Annotated in this window: 21 protein-coding genes and 1 pseudogene; 11 read left to right on the top strand and 11 right to left on the bottom strand. The window is 75.5% G+C overall.

Annotation, left to right across the window (positions count from 1 at the left end):
- Positions 1-444, bottom strand: a 444-nt coding sequence (locus BUB17_RS18600) for a phosphoenolpyruvate-utilizing N-terminal domain-containing protein (protein WP_280173892.1), incomplete at its 3' end; no start/stop codon positions are given.
- A gap of 159 nt (positions 445-603) precedes the next feature.
- Here BUB17_RS18600 and BUB17_RS18605 point away from each other — a divergent pair.
- The 4 genes from BUB17_RS18605 to BUB17_RS18620 are packed head-to-tail and all read left to right on the top strand — an operon-like array spanning position 604 to position 4,881.
- Complete coding sequence (locus BUB17_RS18605; protein ID WP_072920181.1) at positions 604-1,371, top strand: DeoR/GlpR family DNA-binding transcription regulator; 768 nt, start codon at positions 604-606, stop codon at positions 1,369-1,371.
- Positions 1,368-2,414 carry a 1-phosphofructokinase family hexose kinase gene (locus BUB17_RS18610; protein ID WP_072920182.1) on the top strand — a complete coding sequence of 349 codons (1,047 nt, stop codon included), beginning with the start codon at positions 1,368-1,370 and terminating at the stop codon, positions 2,412-2,414. Before BUB17_RS18605 ends, BUB17_RS18610 begins: the two co-directional genes overlap by 4 nt.
- 18 nt (positions 2,415-2,432) lie before the next feature.
- Positions 2,433-4,571: a PTS fructose transporter subunit IIABC gene (locus BUB17_RS18615; RefSeq protein WP_072920183.1), complete on the top strand. Its 2,139-nt coding sequence runs from the start codon at positions 2,433-2,435 to the stop codon at positions 4,569-4,571.
- A gap of 49 nt (positions 4,572-4,620) precedes the next feature.
- Entirely contained in the window at positions 4,621-4,881 is a 261-nt protein-coding gene (locus BUB17_RS18620; protein WP_072920184.1) for an HPr family phosphocarrier protein, read from the top strand.
- Between the two features lie 264 nt (positions 4,882-5,145).
- Here the strand turns inward: BUB17_RS18620 and BUB17_RS18625 are convergent, their stop codons facing one another.
- The 5 genes from BUB17_RS18625 to pdhA all read right to left on the bottom strand — a co-directional run bounded on the left by BUB17_RS18625 (position 5,146) and on the right by pdhA (position 10,639).
- Positions 5,146-5,613: an SRPBCC family protein gene (locus BUB17_RS18625; protein WP_072920185.1), complete on the bottom strand. Its 468-nt coding sequence runs from the start codon at positions 5,611-5,613 to the stop codon at positions 5,146-5,148.
- 165 nt (positions 5,614-5,778) lie between these two features.
- Positions 5,779-6,948 carry an AGE family epimerase/isomerase gene (locus BUB17_RS18630; RefSeq protein ID WP_244277370.1) on the bottom strand — a complete coding sequence of 390 codons (1,170 nt, stop codon included), beginning with the start codon at positions 6,946-6,948 and terminating at the stop codon, positions 5,779-5,781.
- Positions 6,949-7,034: 86 nt separating this feature from the next.
- Positions 7,035-8,519, bottom strand: a complete 1,485-nt coding sequence (locus tag BUB17_RS18635) for a dihydrolipoamide acetyltransferase family protein (RefSeq protein WP_072920187.1) — start codon at positions 8,517-8,519, stop codon at positions 7,035-7,037.
- Positions 8,520-8,522: 3 nt separating this feature from the next.
- Positions 8,523-9,503 carry an alpha-ketoacid dehydrogenase subunit beta gene (locus BUB17_RS18640; protein WP_072920188.1) on the bottom strand — a complete coding sequence of 327 codons (981 nt, stop codon included), beginning with the start codon at positions 9,501-9,503 and terminating at the stop codon, positions 8,523-8,525.
- Positions 9,503-10,639 carry a pyruvate dehydrogenase (acetyl-transferring) E1 component subunit alpha gene (gene pdhA, locus BUB17_RS18645; protein WP_072920222.1) on the bottom strand — a complete coding sequence of 379 codons (1,137 nt, stop codon included), beginning with the start codon at positions 10,637-10,639 and terminating at the stop codon, positions 9,503-9,505. Before pdhA ends, BUB17_RS18640 begins: the two co-directional genes overlap by 1 nt.
- A 219-nt stretch (positions 10,640-10,858) precedes the next feature.
- On the opposite strand from pdhA, the gene BUB17_RS18650 reads away from it, so the two are divergent.
- Positions 10,859-11,338, top strand: a complete 480-nt coding sequence (locus BUB17_RS18650; protein ID WP_208983481.1) for an Lrp/AsnC family transcriptional regulator — start codon at positions 10,859-10,861, stop codon at positions 11,336-11,338.
- Between the two features lie 63 nt (positions 11,339-11,401).
- Here the strand turns inward: BUB17_RS18650 and BUB17_RS27460 are convergent.
- Positions 11,402-11,626: pseudogene (locus BUB17_RS27460) on the bottom strand (DUF3253 domain-containing protein); the annotation flags it as partial.
- On the opposite strand from BUB17_RS27460, the gene BUB17_RS27465 reads away from it, so the two are divergent.
- Together BUB17_RS27465 and BUB17_RS18665 are read left to right on the top strand one after the other, a co-directional pair.
- Positions 11,531-12,283, top strand: a complete 753-nt coding sequence (locus tag BUB17_RS27465) for a hypothetical protein (protein ID WP_072920189.1) — start codon at positions 11,531-11,533, stop codon at positions 12,281-12,283. The pseudogene BUB17_RS27460 and the gene BUB17_RS27465 overlap by 96 nt on opposite strands.
- 104 nt (positions 12,284-12,387) lie before the next feature.
- Positions 12,388-12,906, top strand: coding sequence for a hypothetical protein (locus BUB17_RS18665; protein ID WP_072920190.1), 519 nt, complete (start codon positions 12,388-12,390; stop codon positions 12,904-12,906).
- A gap of 186 nt (positions 12,907-13,092) precedes the next feature.
- Here BUB17_RS18665 and BUB17_RS18670 read toward each other — a convergent pair whose 3' ends face one another.
- Complete coding sequence (locus BUB17_RS18670) at positions 13,093-14,418, bottom strand: serine hydrolase domain-containing protein (protein WP_072920191.1); 1,326 nt, start codon at positions 14,416-14,418, stop codon at positions 13,093-13,095.
- A 26-nt stretch (positions 14,419-14,444) separates the two neighbouring features.
- Positions 14,445-14,780, bottom strand: a complete 336-nt coding sequence (locus tag BUB17_RS18675) for a DUF3817 domain-containing protein (RefSeq protein WP_072920192.1) — start codon at positions 14,778-14,780, stop codon at positions 14,445-14,447.
- An 83-nt stretch (positions 14,781-14,863) separates the two neighbouring features.
- Between BUB17_RS18675 and BUB17_RS18680 the strand changes: the two genes are divergently transcribed.
- Positions 14,864-15,409: a hypothetical protein gene (locus BUB17_RS18680; protein ID WP_072920193.1), complete on the top strand. Its 546-nt coding sequence runs from the start codon at positions 14,864-14,866 to the stop codon at positions 15,407-15,409.
- An 83-nt stretch (positions 15,410-15,492) separates the two neighbouring features.
- Here BUB17_RS18680 and BUB17_RS18685 read toward each other — a convergent pair whose 3' ends face one another.
- The gene (locus BUB17_RS18685; RefSeq protein WP_072920194.1) at positions 15,493-16,545 is read right to left on the bottom strand and encodes a C40 family peptidase; all 1,053 of its coding nucleotides are present in this window, start codon (positions 16,543-16,545) and stop codon (positions 15,493-15,495) included.
- A 363-nt stretch (positions 16,546-16,908) separates the two neighbouring features.
- Between BUB17_RS18685 and BUB17_RS18690 the strand changes: the two genes are divergently transcribed.
- The 3 genes from BUB17_RS18690 (at position 16,909) to BUB17_RS18700 (ending at position 19,560) form a co-directional block, all read left to right on the top strand.
- Positions 16,909-17,118 (top strand): hypothetical protein, encoded by a 210-nt coding sequence (locus tag BUB17_RS18690; RefSeq protein ID WP_141243093.1) that lies wholly within the window; start codon positions 16,909-16,911, stop codon positions 17,116-17,118.
- Positions 17,119-17,140: 22 nt separating this feature from the next.
- Complete coding sequence (locus tag BUB17_RS18695) at positions 17,141-18,694, top strand: phytoene desaturase family protein (RefSeq protein ID WP_072920196.1); 1,554 nt, start codon at positions 17,141-17,143, stop codon at positions 18,692-18,694.
- Positions 18,695-18,762: 68 nt separating this feature from the next.
- Positions 18,763-19,560 (top strand): YihY/virulence factor BrkB family protein, encoded by a 798-nt coding sequence (locus BUB17_RS18700; RefSeq protein ID WP_072920224.1) that lies wholly within the window; start codon positions 18,763-18,765, stop codon positions 19,558-19,560.
- Here the strand turns inward: BUB17_RS18700 and BUB17_RS18705 are convergent.
- On the bottom strand, positions 19,521-21,938 hold the full coding sequence (locus BUB17_RS18705; protein WP_072920197.1) for a transglycosylase domain-containing protein: 2,418 nt from the start codon (positions 21,936-21,938) through the stop codon (positions 19,521-19,523). The genes BUB17_RS18700 and BUB17_RS18705 overlap by 40 nt on opposite strands.
- Positions 21,939-22,022 lie beyond the last annotated feature (84 nt).

Genomic DNA, 22,022 nt, shown 5'->3' on the forward strand with positions numbered 1-22,022 from the left:
GTCGCGGACGTCGCGGACGTCGGTCACCCGCTCGGCCATGAGCCCGCCGAGGCTGGTGAACAGGTCGACGAACTGCTGGGCGGCCTGCACGGTCGCGACGGCGGCGGGCGCGCCGGCGTCGATCCGCTGCTCCACCGACGACAGCAGGCCGCGGTCGCGGGCCAGTCCGGCGGTGGTGGCCAGCACCTCCGCGCTCACCCCGGTCGCCGCGCCCGCGCGCTCGGCGAGCCGGTCGGCCACCACGCCGGCGGCCGCCGCGAAGCGCTCCTTCTCCCCCGCGCGCTCCTCCTCGGCGACCACGGCGCCGTCGTCGGACGGCAGCAGGACCGTGCCCGACGGGCGGACGACCGGACCCCAGGCGACCCCGGGGACGACGGGCGTGCCGGGTAGCACCACCGGGCCGGCGGTCGACGGGGCGGCAGTTCCGGGAGCGTGGGTGGTCATGGCTACCTCGCACGGGTCAGGGTGGGACGCGACTACGGCTATGACCAGAGTCACGAATGGGTGTTGACTTGTCAACGGATCACACGTAGAACAACAGCAACACAACACCAAGCCAACACAACCGGGCACCCGGTGTGGGCCACGGCAGGGAGGTGGGACGTGTACGCGGAGGAACGTCAGCAGACGATCGCCGGACTGGTCGCCGACCGCGGCCGGGTGTCGGTGGCCGCCCTGGCCGAGGAGTTCGGGGTCACCACCGAGACGGTGCGCCGCGACCTCGCCGTCCTCGAGCGTGCGGGGATGCTGCGCCGCGTGCACGGTGGTGCCGTGCCGGCCGGCGCGCTTGCCTACGTGGAGACCGCGCTCGCCGAGCGGCACGGCACCCGCAGCGAGCAGAAGCGCAAGATCGCCGCCGCCGCGCTGGACCTGCTGCCCGGCACCGGCGGCAGCCTGCTGCTCGACGGCGGCAGCTCCGTCGCCGCGCTGGCCGAGGTCCTCCCCGCCGACCGCCGACTCCTGGTGGCCACCCACTCGGTGCCGCTCGCCGCCCGGCTGGCCGTCGCCCCCGGTGTCGACCTGCACGTGCTCGGCGGGCGGGTCCGCGGGATCACCCAGTGCGCGGTCGGTGAGCGGACCGTCTCCACCCTGGCCGACCTGCGGGCCGACGTGGCCTTCCTGGGCACCAACGGCCTCACCCCCGAGTACGGCTTCACCACGCCCGACGAGGCGGAGGCCTCGGTGAAGCGGGCGATGATCCGCGCCGGGCAGAAGGTGGTCGTGCTCGCCGACAGCAGCAAGTTCGGCCGGGAGCACCTGGTCCGTTTCGCCACGTCGGCCGACGTCGACGTCCTGGTCACCGACGCCGAGGCCGCACCGGCCGACCTCGCCCGTCTCGAGGACGCCGGGATCGAGGTCGTGGTCGCATGAGCGGGCGCACGAGTGGCCGCGTCGTCACCCTCACCGCCAACCCCAGCCTGGACCGGACGCTCTCGTTGCCCGGCCCGCTCGTGCGCGGCGGCGTGGCCCGCCTGGCGCCGAGCTCCACCGAGCCGGGCGGGAAGGGCGTCAACGTCGCCCGCGCGGTCGCCGCCGCCGGCGGGGACGTCGTCACCGTGCTGCCCGCAGCCGACGACGACCCGATCGTCCGGGCGCTGCGGGCGCTGGACCTGCCGATGGCCACCGTCCCGATCGTCACGCCGGTGCGCACCAACTACACGCTGGCCGAGCCCGACGGCACCACCACCAAGCTCAACGAGCCCGGCGCCGCGCTGGACGACGAGGCCCGGGGCGCGCTGACGATCGCGATGCACCAGCACGCCGAAGGCGCCCAGTGGGTGGTGCTCTCCGGCTCGCTGCCGCCCGGCACGCCGCTGGACTGGTACGCCGACCTGGTCCGCTCGCTGCGGGACACCGGCGCGAGGATCGCCGTCGACACCTCCGAGGCGCCGCTGCTGGCGCTGCTGGCCGCCGGCCCCGACGCCGCGCCGGACCTGCTCAAGCCCAACTCCGAGGAGCTCGCCCAGCTCTCCGGGGTGCCCGAGGCCCACCTCACCGCCAACCGCGCCACCGCCCTGGCCGCCGTCGACACGCTGCACGCGCGCGGCGTGGCCGAGGTGCTGCTGACCCTCGGCGCCGACGGCGCGCTGCTGTCCTGCGCCGAGGGCGTCTGGGCGGCCACCCCGCCGCGGATCGCCGTCCGCAGCACCGTCGGCGCCGGCGACTGCAGCCTGGCCGGCCACCTGCTGGCCGACCTGGCCGGCGCCGGGCCGGCCGAGCGGCTGCGCAGCGCCGTCGCGTACGGCGCGGCCAGCGCCTCGCTGCCCGGTTCCGCCGTCCCCACACCCGAGGAGGTGGCCGCCCTCGACGTCGAGGTCACCACCGTCCGGACCGAGGGCCTGCCCAGCAGCACCACCGCACCGCCCGTCACATGGAGCACCACCGTCCCGGCCGCCGGCCGCGACGTCCGCTGACCACCCGGAGTGTGGGCCATGCCCGACCTGATCACCCCTGACCTGGTGGCGCTCGACGCCGACCTGGGTTCCGACAAGACCACGGTGGTGCGCCGTCTCGCCGGCCTCGTCGCCGGCGCCGGGCGGGCCACCGGAGCCGACGCCCTCGCCGACGACGCCCTGGCCCGCGAGGCGCAGGCCGCGACCGGGCTGCCCGGCGGCATCGCGATCCCGCACTGCCGCTCGGCCGCGGTCACCGAGGCCTCGCTGGCCTTCGCGCGGCTCGACCCGAAGGTCGACTTCGGTGCCCCCGACGGCCCCGCGGACCTGGTGTTCCTCATCGCGGCACCGGCGCACGGCGACGCCGACCACCTCACGCTGCTGACCGCGCTGGCCCGGGCGCTGGTGCGGCCGGAGTTCGTGGCCTCGCTGCGTGCGGCGGGCTCCCCGGCCGACGTCGTGCGCCTGGTGCAGGAGGTCGTCGCCCCCGAGCCGGCGCCCGCCGGCGCGCCCGCGGCGTCCGGCTCCTCGAGCGCCGCGACCGCTGCCACCCCCGCCGCCGCGCCGGCCGCCGACACCTCCACCACCGGCGCCCGCCGCAGCGTGGTCGTCGTCAGCGCCTGCCCGACCGGCATCGCGCACACCTACATGGCCGCCGACAAGCTCACCGCCGCCGCCGAGACCGCCGGGGTCGACGTGCACGTCGAGACCCAGGGCTCCTCCGGCTCCACCCCGCTGGACCCGGCCGTCATCCGGAACGCCGACGCGGTCATCTTCGCCGTGGACGTGGGCGTCCGGGACCGGGACCGGTTCGCCGGCAAGCCGCTCGTCCAGTCCGGCACCAAGCGGGCGATCAACGAGCCGGACGTGATGATCCGCGAGGCCCTGGCCGCCGCGGACGACCCGAACGCGCGCCGGGTGCCCGGGGGTGCCGGTGGCTCGGCCGAGCCCGCCGCCGCCACGGGCGACCGGCCGGGCGCGGGCACGGAGATCCGCCGCTGGCTGCTCACCGGCGTCAGCTACATGATCCCGTTCGTCGCCGCCGGCGGTCTGCTCATCGCCCTGGGCTTCCTGTTCGGTGGCTACCAGATCGTCAACTCGGACCCGACCTCGGCCGACGGCAACAGCTTCGCGCTGAGCTGGGTGCTGAACAACTCCCTGTTCGACCTGCCGACGGCCGAGCCCCTCGAGGGCCTCAACGACGGCTTCTGGGGCTACCTGGGCGCGGTCTGCACCGTGCTGGGTCAGGCCGCGTTCGGGTTCCTCGTCCCCGCACTGGCCGGCTACATCGCCTACGCGATCGCCGACCGCCCGGGCATCGTCCCCGGCTTCGTCGTCGGCGCGGTGTCCTTCACGCTCAACGCCGGCTTCCTCGGCGGCCTGGTCGGCGGCATCATCGCCGGGTTCGCCGCGCTGTGGATCAGCCGCTGGAAGCTGCCTGCCGGGGTCCGTGGCCTGCAGCCGGTCGTGATCATCCCGCTGCTCGCGACGCTGATCTCCAGCGGCCTCATGGCCGTCGTCCTCGCTCGGCCGCTGGCCGCCGCCCTCAGCGGCCTGGGCAACTGGCTCACCGGCCTGACCGGCACCTCGGCGGCCCTGCTCGGCATCATCCTCGGCCTGATGATGTGCTTCGACCTCGGCGGCCCGGTGAACAAGGCGGCCTACGTCTTCGCCACCACCGGCCTCACCGCCGCGGCCACCGGCGCTCCGCTGATCATCATGGCCACGGTCATGGCAGCCGGCATGGTGCCGCCGCTGGCGATGGCGCTCAGCACGGCCATCCGCCCGAAGCTCTACACCCCCGCCGAGCGGGATCAAGGCAAGGCCGCCTGGCTCCTCGGCGCCTCGTTCATCTCCGAGGGCGCCATCCCGTTCGCCGCGGCCGACCCGCTACGGGTCCTCCCGTCGATGATGCTGGGTGGCGCGACCACCGGCGCCATCGTGGCTGCGGCCGGTGTCGAGCTGCGGGCCCCGCACGGTGGCATCTTCGTGTTCTTCGCGATCACCGGTCTCCTGTGGTTCGTCATCGGGATCCTCGCCGGCACGGTGGTGGGCGCGATCGCGGTCACCATCGCGAAGAGCATCGGCCGGCCGAAGGCCGAGGCCGTGCCGGAGGACGCCGTCGACATGGCCCACGCGCACAACGCCGCCCCGGTCACCCAGCCGGCTCGGGCCTGACCCAGCAGGCTGTAGCCGACCGCCCGTCCCCGAAGCGAGGGAGAACCCCATGCCCAGTCAGACCGTCACCGTCGGCTCCCGGGTCGGGCTGCATGCCCGGCCGGCGGCCCTCATCGCCGAGGCCGTCGGCAAGGCCGGGACGCCGGTCACGCTGGCCACGCCCGGGGGCAACCCGGTGGACGCCGGGTCGCCGCTGATGATCATGACGCTCGGCGCGAAGCAGGGGACGGAGGTCGTCGTGAGCAGCGACGACCCCGCCGTCCTCCAGCAGATCGCGGGCCTGGTCGCCCAGGACCTCGACGCCGAGTGAAGGCCCGCCCTCCGCAAGCGCAGCGCGGGCCCTGACGGGCGGCCACCACAGACGACGGCGCCCGTCCCCTGGAGAAGGGGGCGGGCGCCGTCCTGGTGAGGTGCTGGAACGGCCCCCTCGCGGGGCCCCGCCGCCGGCCCCGTCCCGAGGCTCCGGCCCCGTCCCGGGTCCCGCCCCGAGCTTGCGAGGGGTGGGGAGGACGGGGTCCTTCTCCGAGGGATGAGGCGGACGGGGTCCTTCCGCGGTGGGGCGAGGCGGCCTCTCTCAGGCCTGGTCGGGGCGCGGGACGTCGCCGCGCCAGGCGCCGGTCTCGGTGCCGCGGCTCTCGATGAACTCCTTGAACCGCTTGGCATCGGCCTTGACCTGCCGGTCGTCGAAACCGAGCGCCGCGCCGGCCTTCTCCACGATGCCGGTCGGCTCCCAGTCGATCTGGATCATCACGCGGGTCTTGTTGTCGTCGAGGCGGTGGAAGGTGACCACCCCGGCGTGCTTGGCGTCACCGCCGGTGCTGGTCCAGGCCACCCGCTCCTCGGGGTGCTGCTCGGTGATCTCGGCATCGAACTCGCGCTTGACGCCGTCGATGTTGGTCACCCAGTGGGTGCGCGTCTCGTCGAGCTGCGTGATCCGCTCGACCCCGCCCATGAACTGGGGGAAGGACTCGAACTGCGTCCACTGGTCGTAGGCCACCCGGATGGGGACGTCGACGTCGACGGATTCCTGCACGCTGGCCACGTTGGCCTCCTCAGCTCGGGTCCTCGGGTGTGGCTCCGCTGCAGGGCCCCGCCCCGAGCTCGCGAGGGGTGGGGGGCAGCGGGGTCCTTCGACTACCCGGCGTCGCCGGGCAGGACACCTGCCTCGCCCCGGGTCACCGCAGCGCGGCCGCTGCGGCTGGCGGCGTCATCGCAGGCTCGCCGCCACGCTCCCGCGCACCGGGCGGCCGGGGAGCAGCAGCGCCTGCGCCAGGTGGTAGGCGTCGGGCTGCCCGTCCCAGGTGCCTGCGGCGACCGCGCCCTCCGGCGTCAGCTCGTGGTGCCAGCTGCCGGTCGCCGGATCGGCGAAGCGGGCCTCGCCGTGCGCCCACCAGTGGTCGCTCAGGGAGCGGTAGGCGGCCTCGCCGGTGACGGCGGCCAGCGTCCCCGCCGCGGCGACCGCCTCGCACAGCACCCAGTGCATGCGCTGCGACACGACCGGCCGGTCGTCCCAGTCCAGCGTGTACGGGAAGCCGTCGTGCCCGTCGGCGGCCCAGCCGCGCGAGGCCGCCGCGGCGAAGAGCGCCGTCGCGTCCTCGACCAGCCAGGTGGGCGGGTCGGGGGTCGCGGCCCGCGCGTGCAGGGCGAGCCGGGCCCACTCGAACTGGTGCCCGATGGTCACGCCGTACGGGCGGAACGGGTGCGCCGGCTCGTCGCGGTTGTACTCGAGCAGCGGCTGCCACCCGGCGGTGAAGTGCTCGGGCAGCCGCCAGTCCCGCTCCCGCGCCCAGCCGTGCACCACCCGCTCGACGGTGCGCACCGCCTGCGCCCGCAACCGCGCCGCGCGCGGATCGCCGTCCCCGAGGGCGTCGGCGGCGGCGAGGGAGGCCTCGACGCCGTGCATGTTGGCGTTGGCGCCGCGGTAGTCCGACAGCCTCGTCCAGCCGGCGTCCCACTCCTCCACCGCCAGGCCCTCGGCGTCGTCCCAGAACCGGGCCTGCCAGACGTCGAGCGCCTCGTCGAGGAGCTCACGCCCGCCGGGTGCGCCGGCGGTGGCAGCCGTGGCCCCGGCCAGGACGACGAAGGCGTGCACGTACGCGGCCTTGGTGTCGTCGGCGGTCGAGGCGCACCAGCCGCCGTGCGCGGCGTCGTGCAGCGGCCCGCCGGCCAGCGCCCGCACCCCGTGCCGGATCAGTTCGTCCCAGCCGCTCCGGCCGCTCAGCCGGGCGAGCCCGAAGACGTGCGTCATGCGGGCGACGATCCAGGTCTCCTGGCCGCGCTCGGGCCGCACCCGCCCGTCGTCCCCGAGGTAGCCGAAGCCGCCCTCGGGCAACCGGGAACGAGCGGCGAAGTCCAGCAGCCGGTCGAGGTCGGTCACGTCAACGCTCCCCTCGCGACGATCATGGCGTCGCGACCACATCCTGAACCGGATCGGTGGTCACGGCGCCATGATCGTCGGCGAGTTCAGAACGCCAGCGCCGTCCCGGGGTCGGAGAGCAGCGCGCCGACGTCGGCGAGGAACCGGCTGCCCAGCTCCCCGTCGATGATCCGGTGGTCGAACGACAGCGCCAGCTGGGTCACCTGCCGGGGCCTGACCTTCCCCTTGTGCACCCAGGGCATCTCGCGGATCGCCCCGAAGGCCAGGATCGCCGACTCGCCGGGGTTGAGGATCGGCGTTCCGGTGTCGACGCCGAAGACCCCGACGTTGGTGATGGTCATCGTGCCGCCGGTCATGTCCTCCGGCGCGGTCCGCCCGGCCCGCGCCGTCTCCGTGAGCTGCGCGAGCGCGCCGGCCAGCTCGGCCAGCGACAGCCGGCCGGCGTCCTTGACGTTGGGGACGACGAGCCCGCGCGGGGTGGCCGCGGCGATGCCGAGGTTGACCTGCCCGTGGACGACGATCTCCTGCGCGGCCTCGTCCCAGGAGCTGTTGACCATCGGGTGCCTCGCGGCGGCCAGGAGCAGCGCCTTGGCGACGAACAGCAGCGGGCTGACCTTGACGCCCGCGAACTCCGGCCGCGCGGCGATCCGCGACCGCAGCTTGACCATCCGCGTGACGTCGACGGTGAGGAACTCGGTGACGTGCGGGGCGGTGAAGGCGCTGGCCACCATCGCCGCGGCGGTGTGCTTGCGCACCCCCTTGACGGGGATCCGCTGCTCCCCCGCCGCCGCGGCGGGAGCCGGCCGCAGCTCGGTCACCGGTGCCGGGCCGGCGGCGGCCGCCTCGACGTCGGCGCGGGTGATCACCCCGCCGTCCCCGCTGCCGGAGAGCGCGGTCAGGTCGACGCCGAGGTCCTTGGCCAGCTTGCGCACCGGCGGCTTGGCCAGCGGCCGTGGCCGGCGCCGCCCCGCCTCGGCCGCGCGGGAGGGCGCAGCCTCGACCGACGCGGCGTGCGCCTCCGCCTGGCGGCCCACCTCGAGGCCACCGTGCCGCACCGGCTTGGTCGTCACGTCCGGCGCGGTCGCCAGCAGCGGCGGGCGCTGCTGACCGCCCGAGCCGTAGTCGGCACCGGGTGTCGCGGCGTCCGCGGGGACGGCCGCCCGGCGCGGACGGCGGCGGGCCTCGGTGTTCCGCGGCCCGTAGCCGACGAGCACCGCCGTCCGCCCGCCGGGCGCCGCCCCGCCGATCAGCCCAGCCGCCACCTCTTCCCCGCCCGCCCCGTCGGCGGTCTCGCCGCCGTCCCCGGTGGGCGCCGGGGCGGCGTCCCCGCCGACGTCGATGGTGATGATCGGCGTCCCGACGTCCACGGTGGTGCCGGCGTCGTGCAGCAGCGCGGTGACCGTGCCCGCGTAGGGCGAGGGCAGCTCCACGGCGGCCTTCGCCGTCTCCACCTCGCACAGCGGCTGGTTGACGGTGACCGTGTCGCCCACGGCGACCAGCCACTGCAGGATCTCCCCCTCGGTCAGCCCCTCGCCGACGTCGGGCAGCTTGAACTGCTTGAGCGTCCCCATCGGTCAGAACCCCATCGCGCGGTCGACGACGTCGAGCACCCGGTCGAGGTCGGGGAGGTACTCCTCCTCGAGCTTCGACGGCGGATAGGGCGTGTCGTAGCCGCCCACCCGCAGCACCGGCGCCTCCAGGGAGTGGAAGCAGGCCTCGGTGACCCGCGCGGCGATCTCCGCGCCCAGCCCGAGGGTCACCGGCGCCTCGTGGACGACGACGCAGCGCCCGGTGCGCCGCACCGAGTCGACCACCGGGTCGAGGTCGAGCGGGCTGATCGTCCGCAGGTCGACGACCTCCAGCGAGCGGCCCTCCTCCGCGGCCGCCTGGGCCGCCTGCAGGGCCGTCTTCACCATCGGGCCGTAGGCGAGCACGGTGACGTCGTCGCCGCCGCGGACCACGCGGGAGGCGAACAACGGGTCGGGCGTGGCCGCGGTGTCGACCTCGGCCTTGTCCCAGTACCGGCGCTTGGGCTCGAGGAAGACGATCGGGTCGGGGTGGGCGATGGCCTGCTGGATGCCCCAGTAGGCGTCGACCGGGTTGCTGACGGCGACCACCTTGAGCCCGGGGGTGTGCGCGAAGTAGGCCTCGGGGCTCTCGCTGTGGTGCTCGACCGCGCCGATGCCGCCGCCGAACGGGATCCGGATGACGATCGGCATGGTCAGCCGGCCGCGCGAGCGGGCGTGGATCTTGGCGACCTGGGTGACGATCTGGTTGTAGGCGGGGAAGACGAACCCGTCGAACTGGATCTCGCAGACCGGCCGGTAGCCGCGCATGGCCAGGCCGACGGCGGTGCCGAGGATGCCCGCCTCGGCCAGCGGGGTGTCGACGACGCGGTCCTCGCCGAAGTCCTTCTGCAGACCGTCGGTGATCCGGAAGACCCCACCGAGGCGGCCGATGTCCTCCCCCATGAGCACGACCTTGGCGTCGTCCTCCATCGCCTTCCGCAGACCCAGGTTGAGCGCCTTGCCGATGGTCAGCGTCTGGGTCGCCATCAGTGCCCGCCTCCCTCGAAGCTCGCCTGGTACGCCTCGAACTCGGCCTGCTGCTGCGCCAGGTGCGGCGTCTGCTCGGCGTAGACCTGGTCGAACATGGCGGTGCCGGGTGGGTCGGGCATCTCGGTCGTGCCGCGCCGGATCCGGGCCGCGAGCTCGTCGGCCTCGGCCTCCACGGCGGCGAAGAACTCGGCATCGGCGACGCCGGAGCGCGACAGGTACGCCTTGACCCGGGCGATCGGGTCGCGCAGCTTCCACTCCTCGAGCTCGCTGGCCAGCCGGTAGCGCGTGGGGTCGTCGGAGGTGGTGTGCGCGCCCATCCGGTAGGTGAACGCCTCGATGAACGTCGGGCCCTGCCCCTCCCGCGCGGCGGCGAGCGCCGCCCGCGTCACCGCCAGGACGGCGAGGACGTCGTTGCCGTCGACCCGGACGCCGGGGAAGCCGAAGCCGGCGGCGCGCTGGTAGAGCGGCACCCGGGACTGGCGCTCCAGCGGGACGCTGATCGCGTACTGGTTGTTCTGGCAGAAGAAGACGACCGGGGCGGAGAAGCTGGCCGCCCAGATCATCGCCTCGTTGACCTCGCCCTGGCTGGTGGCGCCGTCGCCGAGGAAGGCCAGCACGGCGCTCTCCGCGCCGTCCCGCTGGACGCCCATGGCGTAGCCGGTGGCGTGCAGGGTCTGGGCGCCGATGACGACGGTGTAGAGGTTGAACGCGGTGGCGACCGGGTCCCAGCCACCGTTGTCGACGCCGCGGAACAGGCTGATGACGTGCAGCGGGTCGACCCCGCGGGTCCAGGCGACGCCGTGCTCGCGGTAGGTGGGGAAGGCCATGTCACCGGGCTGCAGGGCGCGGCCGGCGCCGATCTGCGCGGCCTCCTGGCCCAGCAGCGAGGCCCAGATGCCCAGCTCGCCCTGGCGCTGCAGGGCGGTGGCCTCGACGTCCCACCGGCGGACCAGCACCAGGTCGCGGTAGAGGTCGCGCAGCTCCTCGGCGTCGAGGTCGATCGCGTACTCGGGGTGCGCGACCCGCTCCCCCTCGGGGGTCAGCAGCTGCACCAGGTCGGGTTGCCGGGGCAGGTGCGGCGCTCCCGCCCCCGGTACCGGGTCGACCACCTCGGTGGCACTGGACACGCTCACGTGCTCCTCCTCGCCGTCGGCCGCCGCCGCCGGGGTCGCCGGCTCGAAGCGCGCGGTGTGGACGTCTCGCGGCGCCCGGGTGTGGCACCACTCACACATCGTGGCACGACCCGGCCGTTCGTGGAGCAGGCACTCTCCCATCGATCTGCGCAAAATCCCTCGGACGGATTGCGCACGATGACCGGTCGAGGGGCCGAGGGTCCTGTCAGACTGAGCGGCGTGCCGGCTCTCGACGCCACCGACGCCCGCCTGCTGCAGGCCCTGGGCGAGGACCCGCGCGCGACGGTGATGGCGCTGTCGCAGCGGCTCGGGCTCGCGCGCAACACCGTGCAGGCGCGGCTGGCCCGGCTGGAGTCCAGCGGCGCGCTGGCGCCCTTCGACCACCGCGTCCGCCCCGAGGCGCTGGGCTACCGGCTCGGCGCGTACGTGACCGTGCAGGTGGTGCAGCGCAGCCTGGCCGACGTCGGCGAGGCGCTCGGGCACATCCCCGAGGTGCTCGAGGTGACCGCCCTCTCGGGCGTCGCCGACCTGCTGGTGCAGGTGGTCGCGGTCGACGCCGACGACCTGTGGCGGATCACCGAGCGGGTGCTGGCCATCCCCGGCGTCCAGCGCACCGACACCGCGCTGGCGCTGCGCAGGCTGGTCGACCACCGCATGGGGCCGCTGCTGGAGCGGGCAGCAGGGACCGACTGGGCCTGACCGGCGACGCACGCGCACCGGGCCGCGTGCGGTGCCGACGTCGACGACCTCGCCGCGCTGGGTGACCTCCACCCGACCGGCCGCGGCCAGCCGCCCGGCCGCCGCGCGGGCAGCGGGCATCAGCTCCCGCCAGCCGTCCGGGTCGACGGCGCGGGCGGCCTCCGAGGGGCAGATCGTCCCGCCGGCCCGCCGGTGGTCGAGCAGCGAGTCGATCGCCCGCTCGAGGCGTGCGTCGACGTCGTCCACGCCGTCCAGGGTGCGGCGCGGGACGCCACCGCGCCACGGCACCCGGTCCGCTGCCGCTGGGCCCGTCGCGTCGTCGCCCGGGACGCGGCACAGCGCGAGCAGGGCGCCGACAGCCCGTCCCAGGTGCGCATCCCCCGGCCGGGGGATGCTGGGCGGGTGCGCCGCTGGACGACCGGGCTGCTCGCCGGCCTGCTGCTCGTGCTCGCCGGCTGGGTGCTGGCCCCGGCGGCCTCGGCGTGCGGCTGCACCGGGGGGACGCCGTCCGAGCACGCGCTGCGCGCCGACGCGGTGTTCTCCGGCCGGCTGGTCGACCGCGAGGTGGTCGGTGGGACCGCCCTGCACGTCTTCGCCGTCGACACGGTCCACGCGGGCGCGGTGTCCGCCCGCCAGGGCGTGCTGTCGCCCGCGTCCGGGGCCTCGTGCGGCCTCGAGCTCGCCGGGGAGGAGCCCTTCCTCGTGTTCGCCGGCCGCGAGGACGGCCGGCTGGCCGCCGACCTGTGCAGCGGGACGACGGCGTGGACCCCCGAGGCCGCGGCGGAGGTGCAGATGCTGACCGGCGCGAGCGCTCCCGAGCCCGGGTCGGCCGGCACCGAGCTACCCGGAGGCCCCTCCGACACGGCCCTGGAGGCGGTCGGCGCCGTGCTGCTCGTGGCGGCGTTCGCAGGCGGGCTGCTCCTGCGGCGGCGGGCGGCCGGGTAGACCCGGGACGGCGGGGAGGGGCCGGTCGTGCGCCGAGCTGCTGCGCCGCCGGTGCCGCGCCGAGCTGGGTGTACCCGGCAGCCCGGCCGGGGTAGACCGGGCCGATGGCGAAGCGCACCCCGGTGGGGACCATCGGCAAGGGACGACGCGGCATCAGCGTGGCGGGCTGGGCCCTGCGCGGCGCGGCGGCCGGCGCGGCGGGCAGCACCGCGCTCAACGCCGTCACCTACCTCGACATGGTCGTGCGCGGCCGCGGCACCAGCTCCACCCCCGAGCAGACGGTGGAGAAGCTGGCCGAGAAGGCGCACGTACCGATCCCGGGGGACGGCGAGACGCGACGGAACCGGGTGCAGGGCCTGGGTCCGATCACCGGGCTGGCCGCCGGCGTGGGTGTCGGCGTCGGGGTCGGGCTGGTGCGCGCGGCCGGCTACCGGTCGCAGCCACTGGTCGGCACGCTCCTGACCACGCTGGTCGTGCTGGTCGCCGCCAACGGGCCGATGACCGTCCTCGGCATCACCGACCCGCGCACCTGGTCGGCCACCGACTGGGCCAGCGACATCGTGCCGCACCTGGCCTACGGCGCGGTCGTGAAGACGACGATGGATGCCTTCGACCGCCTGTGATGCCGCACCGGGTGCGACGAACTCGTGGTGATCAGCCGCCGATCGCCACGAGTCCGTCGCACCCGCCGCCCGGGCAGGCGCCGCGACGAGCGGCTCGAGGACATCGAGCGCCTGCTACGGCGAGCAGTACTCCGCGGGGCTCCACCCCACGCCTGACGAGATCACGGCGCAGGGAGGGGCGCGGCCTCAGGCCCGCCAGCCACCCTCGTCGACACCGCCGGGCACCGGGGCGCCGGGGTCGTAGGGCGCGCGGGTGAACACGAAGGTGCCCAGGTCCAGGTGGTCGTCGGCGATGCGCAGCGGCTCGCCGGCGTAGTAGCCGTCCAGGCCGATCCACGTGCCGTCGTCCCGCCGGGCGAAGCGGCTGGCCCGCCCGGCGCGGCCGGGCAGCGGTCCCAGGTGCAGCAGGCCGCCGGGCAGCGTCCGCAGCACCTGCGGCCCGGGCCCCCAGTACCAGATGCCGAGGGAGTCCAGGGGGACCGGCGGCGGCGAGGGCGCCCAGGCCTCGACGACCCGCGGCTCGGCGCTGCGCAGGTCGGCGAGCAGGCCGGGCAGCAGCGGGTCCAGGCCCGCGGTGGTGTTGGCCAGCGAGACGGCGCCGGTCTGCTCCTCGCGGTCGACGAAGACGCCGGCGAGGAAGCCGGGCATCGAGCCGCCGTGGCCGGTCAGCGTGCGCCCGTCGACCCGCAGCACCTGCAGGCCCAGCCCGTAGGCCGACCACCCCGGCGCCGAGGAGTCCACGCCCGCGGGCACGGTCATCTCCTCCAGCGTCGCGGGGTCGAGCACGTCGCCGGTGTCGCCGAGCAGGAAGGCGGCGAAGCGCCCGAGGTCGGCCAGCGTCGCCCACAGCTGCCCGGCGGCGGCCATCACGCCCGCGTCGTGCTCGGGCTCCGGCAGGACGACGTCGGCCCACGGGTGCACCGCGCGGCCCTCCGCGGCGGGCGCGACCGGCCGGGACGTCGTCCGCGTCATGCCCAGGGGGCCGAGCACCTCGGCGGCGACGACGTCCGCCCAGGACCGGCCTCGCAGCCGTGCCACCAGCTCGCCGAGCAGGCCGAAGCCGAGGTTGGAGTAGTGGAAGCGGCGGGCGGCCCCGAGGACGACGTGCTCGGGGGCCAGCTGCAGGTCCGCCAGCGAGCCGCCGGGGGCCCGCTCCCACCACGCGCCGGGGCTCTCCGCGGCCGCACCGCCGAGGTGGGCGAGCAGCTGGCCGACGGTGCGGTCGCCCAGCGGGGTGCCGGGCACGTGCCGGTCGAGCAGGTCGTCGAGGCGCACCCGGCCCTCGTCGCGCAGCCGCAGGACGGCGACCGCGGTGACCGTCTTGCTGATCGAGCCCAGCCGGTACTGGACGTCGGTGTGCGGCTCGGGGACGTCGCCGCGCCCGGTCGACCAGGCCAGCCCGCCGTCCCGGACGACGCCGGCGACCAGGCTCGGCGCCCGGCCGTCGCGCTGGACCCGTGCGGTGCGGGCGAGCAGCAGTCGGGCGGTGGACGGCAGGACGGCGTCGGGCACGGGCCCAGACGCTAGCGAGCCGGGACTCAGGAGGTGGGGGCCGCCTCGGGCACGGGCAGCCGGCCGGTGCGGGTGGCCCAGCGGTCGAACCACAGGGTGGCCAGCGGGGGCACCGACGCGGCGAGCGCGAGCAGCGTGGTGGTCGCGTTCCAGCGCAGCACCCGGGCGGCCACGATGGCGACGACGACGTAGGCGACGAAGATGCCGCCGTGGATCGGGCCGAAGATCTGCACCCCGCGCTCGGAGGTCGCGAGCACGTACTTCACGAACATGCCGGCCAGCAGCCCCACCCAGGAACACGCCTCGGCGAGGGCGACGGCACGGAAGGCGAGGGCGACGGCGCGCGGGGTCACGCGTCCCATGGTCCCCGACACCGCGGCGGACCGGTCGCGCCGATCGGGGTGGCCCGCGCCACCCGGCGTCCCTCCGTGGCAGGGTCGGGCTCGTGCACGGTCTGGCGCGGCGCGAGTTCTGCCTGGTGCTGCTGCGCCGGATGGCCGATCTGCACCCGGACCTGGTGGCCGCGGCGCTGCCCCGGCTGGGCGCCACCCGCGCGGAGGCGCACGCGGCGCACACCCGCTGGCAGGCGCTGCAGCACTCGCCGCGGGCGCCGCGTGGGCTGGCGCTGCGGTCCGCCGTCCTCGGCCCGCCGGAGGAGACCGAGGACCGACGCTTCGGCGACCTGGACCTGCAGGTGCGCCGCTGGCCGGTGCCGCTGTGGCCGCACCTCTCCTCGGAGGTGCTCTCCGGCCCGGGCGGCAGCGTGCTGCAGGAGCACCTGGTGCGGGCGCCGGGCTCCCCCGTCCCGCGGGCCACGCCGGGCCGGCTGCGGGTGTGGGAGCACACCCTGGACGACGTGGTCGGCCTGCGCGGGGCGCGGAGCGTGGATCCCGGCGTGGTTCCCCGCTGGGAGGTGCACCTGCCCGGCGGCGTCCGCGCCCGCTTCGTCTGGGGCCTGCTCCAGGCCGTGGACGACCCGTCGCCGCCCTGATCCGGGCGGCCCCGTCCCGAGCCGGAGCTGGCCCCCTGCAGGGTCCCGCCGCGAGCCTGCGAGTGGCGGGGAGCAGGGGGTCCTTATCCAGCGATGCGGTTGAACTTCGGCGTCGCGCCCATGGTGTCGACGCTGGCGACCTTGACGACGTCGCCGGACGTCGGCGCGTGCACCATCTGCCCGTTGCCCAGGTAGATGCCGATGTGGCTGACCGGGCTGTAGAAGGCGACCAGGTCGCCGGCGCGGGCCTCGGCTCGGGAGACCGGGGTGCCCATCTGCGACTGCATGCGGCTGGAGTGCGGCAGGCTGACGCCCACGGCCTGGAAGGCGTACTGCACCAGGCCGGAGCAGTCGAAGGAACCGGGCCCGCTCGCGGCCCACACGTAGGGCTTGCCGCGCTGGGCCAGCGCGCGGTCGACGGCCGCCTGCACCGAACCGCCGGCGGCCCCCACGGGGGCCGAGGGCGCCGCGGCCGGCTCCTCCCGCTCGGTGCGGCTGGCGCGGCCGCCCTCGCCGGCGCCGTGCGCGGCCGCGGCCGCCTCGAGCGCGGCCCGCCGCTCCCCGGCGGACAGCCGGGCGTAGTCGGCCTGGTACTCGGCGATCTGCGCCTGCAGCTCGCCCTGCTGCCGGGCGACGGCGTCGTACTGCTGCTGCGCCTCGCCGGCCGCCCGGTCGGCCACGATCCGCGCCTGCGCGGCGGCCTCCCCCGCGACGACGGCCGCGTCGAGCAGCTCGCCCTGGTGGCCGGCCACGGCCTGCAGCAGGGTCACCCGGTTGACGAACTCGTCGGCGGACTCGCTGGTCATCAGCGCCTGGAACGACCCCATGGTCTCGCCGGTGAAGGCGGTGCGGGCCACGCTCACGACGGAGTCCTGGGCGAGGTCGACCGCCGCCTGCGCCTCGGTCACCGCCGCGGCCGCGGCCTGCGCGGCCGCCTGCTGACCGGCCAGCAGCTCGCGCGCCTCGTTGAACTCCTCGGTGAGGACCTCCAGCTCGTGGCCGCGGGCGGCGACGAGGGCCGCGGCCGCCGCGGCGGTGGTCGGCTCCTCGGCGCCGGCGGAGGCCGGGGCGAAGGTCAGACCCAGGGCGCCGGCGAGGACGAGGGCGGCGCGGCGGGCGGTGCGAGGGGTCGCCATGGTGCGGCGGCACTCCGTTCATCCACGGCCGCCTACCGGGTCAGCTGACGGGTTCGGGCCGGACGTGCCCGGCGCGGCCGGCTGCGGTGCCGGCGTGCGCTTCACCCCAGTGGTTCGGTGGGTCCCCGGCCCCGCGCTCCCGGGGAGGAGAGCGCCGGCTCGGCGGCATCCGCGGGGTGTCACCCAGGATGGTGACGGAGCGCCCCGGCGGATGTACTCACCGTAGGGGCCGTGACACCGACGTGACAATCACCCGGATGTGATTTCGTGGACTCCCGACTCGACCGCACAGGTCGGCCACAACGGGCGGGGCCGGTGTGACGGGTGGGGTTCACCCTCGGCGCGGCGGGGCACGCAGCGGTCATGGATCTCAAGCGACCCCTCGTCGTGCTGGCCCTCGTCGGCGCGCTGACCGGGTGCAGCAGCGCCGAGACGGGCGGGAACACCGACCTGGACCGGGGCACGACCGAGTGCGGCGCCGCCGAGGCCGGGTCGACCGACGAGGAGCAGTGCCAGGAAACCGAGCAGGACAACGAGCAGCAGACCGACGAGGAGGACGACGGCGAGGGCTGACCGCACCGGTTACGGTCCGCCGGTGACTGCGCGCAGGTACGACGCCGTCGTCGTGGGGGCCGGGCACAACGGGCTGGTGGCCGCGGCCTACCTGGCCCGCGCCGGGTGGTCGGTGCTGGTGCTCGAGCGGCTCGCCGAGGTCGGCGGGGCCGCGGTCAGCCGGCAGGTCTTCCCCGGCGTCGACGTCCGGTTGTCCGCCTACTCCTACCTGGTGAGCCTGCTGCCCGACCGGATCCTCGCCGACCTCGGCCTGCAGGTGACGCTGGCCGATCGCGCGGTCGCGTCGTACACCGCCGTCCCCGGCGGTGCGGGCCTGCTCGTCGAGCGCGACGAGGGCCCGGCCACCGCGGCGTCCTTCCGGGCCCTCACCGGTTCCGACGCCGAGCTGGCGGCCTGGCAGCGGTTCTACGGCCGGGTCGCCACGCTCGCCGAGGACCTCGCGCCCACCCTCACCGAGCCGCTGCTGTCCCCCGCCGACCTGGCCGGCCGGCTGCGCGACCCGCAGCTGTGGCACGACCTGCGCGAGCGCCCGCTGGCCGACGTGGTCGCCGACGAGCTGTCGCACGACGTCGTCCGAGGGGTGGCGCTCACCGACGGGCTGATCGGCACGTACGCCGACGTGCACGCCGCCGACGGCCCGGCCGGGCGCTGCTTCCTCTACCACGTGGTCGGCAACGGCACCGGGCGCTGGCGGGTACCGGTCGGCGGGATGGGCGCGGTCAGCGGCGCGGTGGCCGCCGCCGCGCGCGGCGCGGGCGCCGAGCTGGTGACCCGGGCCGAGGTGACGTCGGTCGAGCTGCGGAGCGACGGCGCCACCGTGCACTGGACCGACGACGACGGCACCGAACGGGCGGGAGACGCCGGCTGGGTGGTCGGCGGCGCCGCCCCGGCGGTGCTCGAGCGGCTGCTCGGCGGAACGCCCCGCCCCTCCGCGGACGGTGCCCAGCTCAAGGTCAACATGGTGCTGGCGCGGCTGCCCCGGCTGCGCTCCGGTGTGGACCCGGCGACCGCCTTCGCCGGCACCTGCCACGTCGACGAGGCAGCGTCCCAGCTCGACGCCGCGCATGCGCAGGCCGCCGCCGGCCGGCTGCCCGACGTCGTCCCCTTCGAGGTCTACTGCCACTCGCTGACGGACCCGACGGTGCTGGGCCCGGCCGAGCGGGACGCCGGCTGGCACACCCTGACCCTGTTCGGCCTGCACACCCCGGCGGCGCTGTTCCGCGACGACCCGGAGGGCAGCCGGGACGAGGCGGTGCGCCGGGTGGTGGCCCAGCTGGACGTGCACCTGGCCGAGCCGCTGCTGGACTGCCTGGCCCGCGACGCCGAGGGCCGGCCGTGCCTGCAGGCGGCCTCGCCGCTGGACGTCGAGGCGTCGCTGGCGATGCCGGGCGGGCACATCTTCCACGGCGACCTGTCCTGGCCGGTCGCCGCGACGCCGGTGGAGGTCGGCACCTGGGGCGTGGCGACGGCGCACCCGCGGGTGGTCGCCGCCTCCTCGGGCGGCACCGTGCGCGGTGGGGCGGTCAGCGGCCTCGGCGGCTACGCGGCCGCCCACGCCCTGCTGGACCGGCGCTGAGCCGGGCCTGGTCGGCGCGCCGGCTGCGCGCCGAGACGGCGGCGCTGCTGCGCGACGCCGCCGAGCAGCTGCGCGGCCGGGACGTCGCGCTGATCGCCGCCGGGCTGACCTTCTACGCCGGCATCGCCGTGGTGCCGCTGCTGCTGGTCGCCTTCTCGCTCACCGCGCTGCTCACCTCGGCCGAGCAGGTGCGCGAGCTGAGCGACCGGCTGGCCCAGCTGCTGCCGCCGGAGCTGGGCGCTCCCGGGGCCCTGCGGACGCTGGCCGAGGCCGGCACCGGCCTGGACCTGCTGGGCTTCGTCCTGGCGCTGATCCCCCTGTCCTTCTACGGCGAGGGGCTGCGCCGGGCGCTGCTGCGCTTCACCCCCCGACAGGACCGGCTGACCGGCTGGCGCGGCCGGTTGCTGGCACTGCCGCTGGTGCTGGCGACGCCGCTGCTGATGTACCCGCTGCTGCTGGCCGCGTCGGTGATGGTGGAGCTGACCGAGCAGGGCAGCGCACTGGGCACCGTCGCCGTCGGCTACTACTCGGTGCTGTTCGCACTGACCGTGCCGCTGCTGTGGGGCTTCGGCGTGGTCGCGGCCGGGGACCTGCGCTGGCCGGCACTGGTGTCCGGTGTGCTGTTCACCGCCGCCTGCCTGTCGGGTTTCCTGCAGGGGTTCGTGATCTTCCTCGCCCTGCCGCTGGCCCTGGGCGCGCCGTTCGGCGGGCTGACGGTGGTCGGCGCGGTCGTGGCGATGAGCCTGTGGCTGTTCCTGCTGCACCTGGTCGTGATCGGCGGCTGGCTGCTGACCCAGTCACTCGACGGCCGGCTGCGGCGAGGGGCTCAGTCGTCGTCCGGCCGGCCGGAGTCCGACCGCCCCTGACCGCCGCCCCAGTCCCCCTGCCCCTGCTCCTCGGGGGCCTCCGGCGCCTGCTCGGGCTCCGGGTCGGGCTCGGGCGCCGGGGGGTCGGCCGGCGGCGCCGGGGCCGACGGCTGCTGCCGCTCCCACGACGGCTCGGGGTCCGGTGCCTGCCGCGGCTCCACGTAGTCCTCGCCGTTGCTGACCAGGATGGAGACGACCTGGCCCGGCACCGCCCGGCCGCCGCGCGGCGGGCTGGTGCCCAGCAGCACACCGGAGCGCCGGGCACTGTCGATCTGCACGGTGCGGTGATCGAAGCCGGCCTCGGACAGCGCCGTCCGGCAGGCCCGCACCGACGTGCAGCCCGGCACCGGGCGGGTGTTGCCGTTCATCACGACCTCGTCGGCCGGTGGGAACTCCCCGCTGCCCCGCGCCTCCAGGATCGGCGCCATCGCGTCGCGCCAGACGGTGGCCGCCTTGCCGCCACCGAAGCCGCCGACGTTCTGCTTCCGCTTGGGGTTGAGCACCATGACGCTCGCGGCGATCTCCGGGGTGTACCCGACGAAGGCGATCGAGTCGTTGTCCTGCGACGTCCCGGTCTTGCCGGCGATCTGGTGGCCCGGCACGTACGCGCGGGTGCCGGTCGCGCCGGAGTTCCCCGGCTCGACGTCCTTGCGCAGCATCTGGTTGAGCGTGGCGGCCACGCCGGGTTTGATCGCCTCGGGGGTGCACCGGTCGGCGATGGTCAGCGGCCGGCCGTCCGACCCGAGCGCGGGGTCGCCGTGCTGGTCGAGCACCGCGGTCACCGGGACGACGTCGCACTGGGTGCCACTGGCCGCCAGCGTCGAGTAGGCGCTGGCCAGGGCGAGCGGGCTGGTGGCCTCCGAGCCGAAGGTGAACGACCCCCGGTTCTCGTCGATGATCTGCTGCGGCAGCGCCGGGTCGCTGAACTGGAACAGCCCCATCCGCTCGGCCATCCGCACCGGCTCCTCGACGCTGCCGAGGGCGTCCTCGAGGGCCAGGAAGTAGGTGTTGGACGACTGGTAGAGGGCGGTGGTGAGGTCCAGCGTCGAGCGGTACGTGCCGGCGTTCTCGACGTCGTAGGGCCGGCTGCCGTCCCGGTAGACGCGGGACACGTAGGGGTCCGAGGTCGTCAGCGTGTAGTAGCCGGAGTAGCCCCGGTCCAGGGCGGCCGCGGCGGTGAAGACCTTGTAGGTCGAGCCGGAGCCCTTGCTGGCGGCCAGGTTGAGGTTGAACGACTCCTGCGCGCGGTCGTTCTTGTCGTAGCCGAAGACCCGGTTGACGCTCATCGCCAGCAGGTGGCCGGTGCCCGGCTCGACGGCGGTGAACATGCCGGCCAGCGAGTTGCCCAGGGACAGCGTCTCCAGGACGGCGGCGTCCCCGGCGCGCTGCAGGTCGGCGTCCAGCGTGGTCTGGATGACGTAGCCGCCGTTGTCCAGCTCCTGCTGGGTCAGCCCCACTTCCTGGATGAGGTAGCGCTGCACGAAGTCGCAGACGAAGGCCCCGACCGATGCCTGCGCGCAGCCGCGGGGCGGGGCCGGCGCGGGGGCGAGACCCAGTGGTGCGGCCTGCGCCGCGGCGGCCTCCGCCTGCCCGACCAGGCCCTGCTCGGCCATCCGGGAGAGGACCTCGTTGCGCCGCGTGGTGGCGGCCTCGGGGTCGGTGAACGGGTCGTCCTCGGTCGGGCTCTGCGCCAGACCGGCCAGCAGGGCGGCCTGCGGCAGGGTGAGGACGGCGGCGTCGACGCCGAAGAAGGCCCGCGCGGCCGGCTGCACGCCGTAGGCGTTCTGCCCGAAGTAGACGATGTTGAGGTACCGGGTGAGCAGCTCGTCCTTGGAGTAGGCGTCCTCCAGGGCCAGCGCCAGCCGGGCCTCCCGCAGCTTGCGGCCGAGCGTCTGCTCGGTGGCGGCGCTGCGCTCCTCGGGGGTGTCCGCGGTCTGCAGCAGCGTCTGCTTGACCAGCTGCTGGGTGAGCGTGGACCCGCCCTCCTGGACGCCCCCCGCGGCGATGTTCGTGACCAGCGCCCGCGCGGTGCCCTGCACGTCGAGGCCGTGGTGCTCGTGGAAGCGGGCGTCCTCGATGGCGATCATCGCCTGCTTCATGACCTCGGCGATGCGGTCGCCGGTCACCGGCGCGCGGTTCTCCTCGTAGAAGGAGGTGATCACCTCACCGTTGGCCGCCTTGAGCACCGTGTTGGCCGGTGGGGTGTCGACGGTGAGCTCGGTCGGGAGGTCGCCGAGCAGGCTGGTCGACTGCTGGGCGACCACCGCCGGCCCGCCGACCCAGGGGAAGAGCAGCCCCGCGACGAGTGCTCCGGCCACCACGACCGTGGCGGCGAGCCTGAGCAGCGTCCTGACCCGTGCGTCGGTGCGCAGGTCCATGGGCCTCCTTCCGTGGAGTGTCACTGGAACAGGAATCGGCGTCGGCCACAACCACCCGCGCCGCAGGCATGATCACCCGGTGCG

It is taken from the genome of Geodermatophilus obscurus, from assembly GCF_900143215.1.
Lineage (GTDB): Bacteria > Actinomycetota > Actinomycetes > Mycobacteriales > Geodermatophilaceae > Geodermatophilus > Geodermatophilus obscurus_A.

What these genes read in the sequence shown, in the direction of transcription:
- BUB17_RS18610 (WP_072920182.1), top strand. Translation starts at nt 1,368, where the DNA reads ATGAGCGGGCGCACGAGTGGCCGCGTCGTCACCCTCACCGCCAACCCC.
- BUB17_RS18615 (WP_072920183.1), top strand. Translation starts at nt 2,433, where the DNA reads ATGCCCGACCTGATCACCCCTGACCTGGTGGCGCTCGACGCCGACCTG.
- BUB17_RS18620 (WP_072920184.1), top strand. Translation starts at nt 4,621, where the DNA reads ATGCCCAGTCAGACCGTCACCGTCGGCTCCCGGGTCGGGCTGCATGCC.
- BUB17_RS18635 (WP_072920187.1), bottom strand. Translation starts at nt 8,519, where the DNA reads ATGGGGACGCTCAAGCAGTTCAAGCTGCCCGACGTCGGCGAGGGGCTG.
- BUB17_RS18640 (WP_072920188.1), bottom strand. Translation starts at nt 9,503, where the DNA reads ATGGCGACCCAGACGCTGACCATCGGCAAGGCGCTCAACCTGGGTCTG.
- BUB17_RS18665 (WP_072920190.1), top strand. Translation starts at nt 12,388, where the DNA reads ATGGCGAAGCGCACCCCGGTGGGGACCATCGGCAAGGGACGACGCGGC.
- BUB17_RS18675 (WP_072920192.1), bottom strand. Translation starts at nt 14,780, where the DNA reads ATGGGACGCGTGACCCCGCGCGCCGTCGCCCTCGCCTTCCGTGCCGTC.
- BUB17_RS18685 (WP_072920194.1), bottom strand. Translation starts at nt 16,545, where the DNA reads ATGGCGACCCCTCGCACCGCCCGCCGCGCCGCCCTCGTCCTCGCCGGC.
- BUB17_RS18690 (WP_141243093.1), top strand. Translation starts at nt 16,909, where the DNA reads ATGGATCTCAAGCGACCCCTCGTCGTGCTGGCCCTCGTCGGCGCGCTG.
- BUB17_RS18705 (WP_072920197.1), bottom strand. Translation starts at nt 21,938, where the DNA reads ATGGACCTGCGCACCGACGCACGGGTCAGGACGCTGCTCAGGCTCGCC.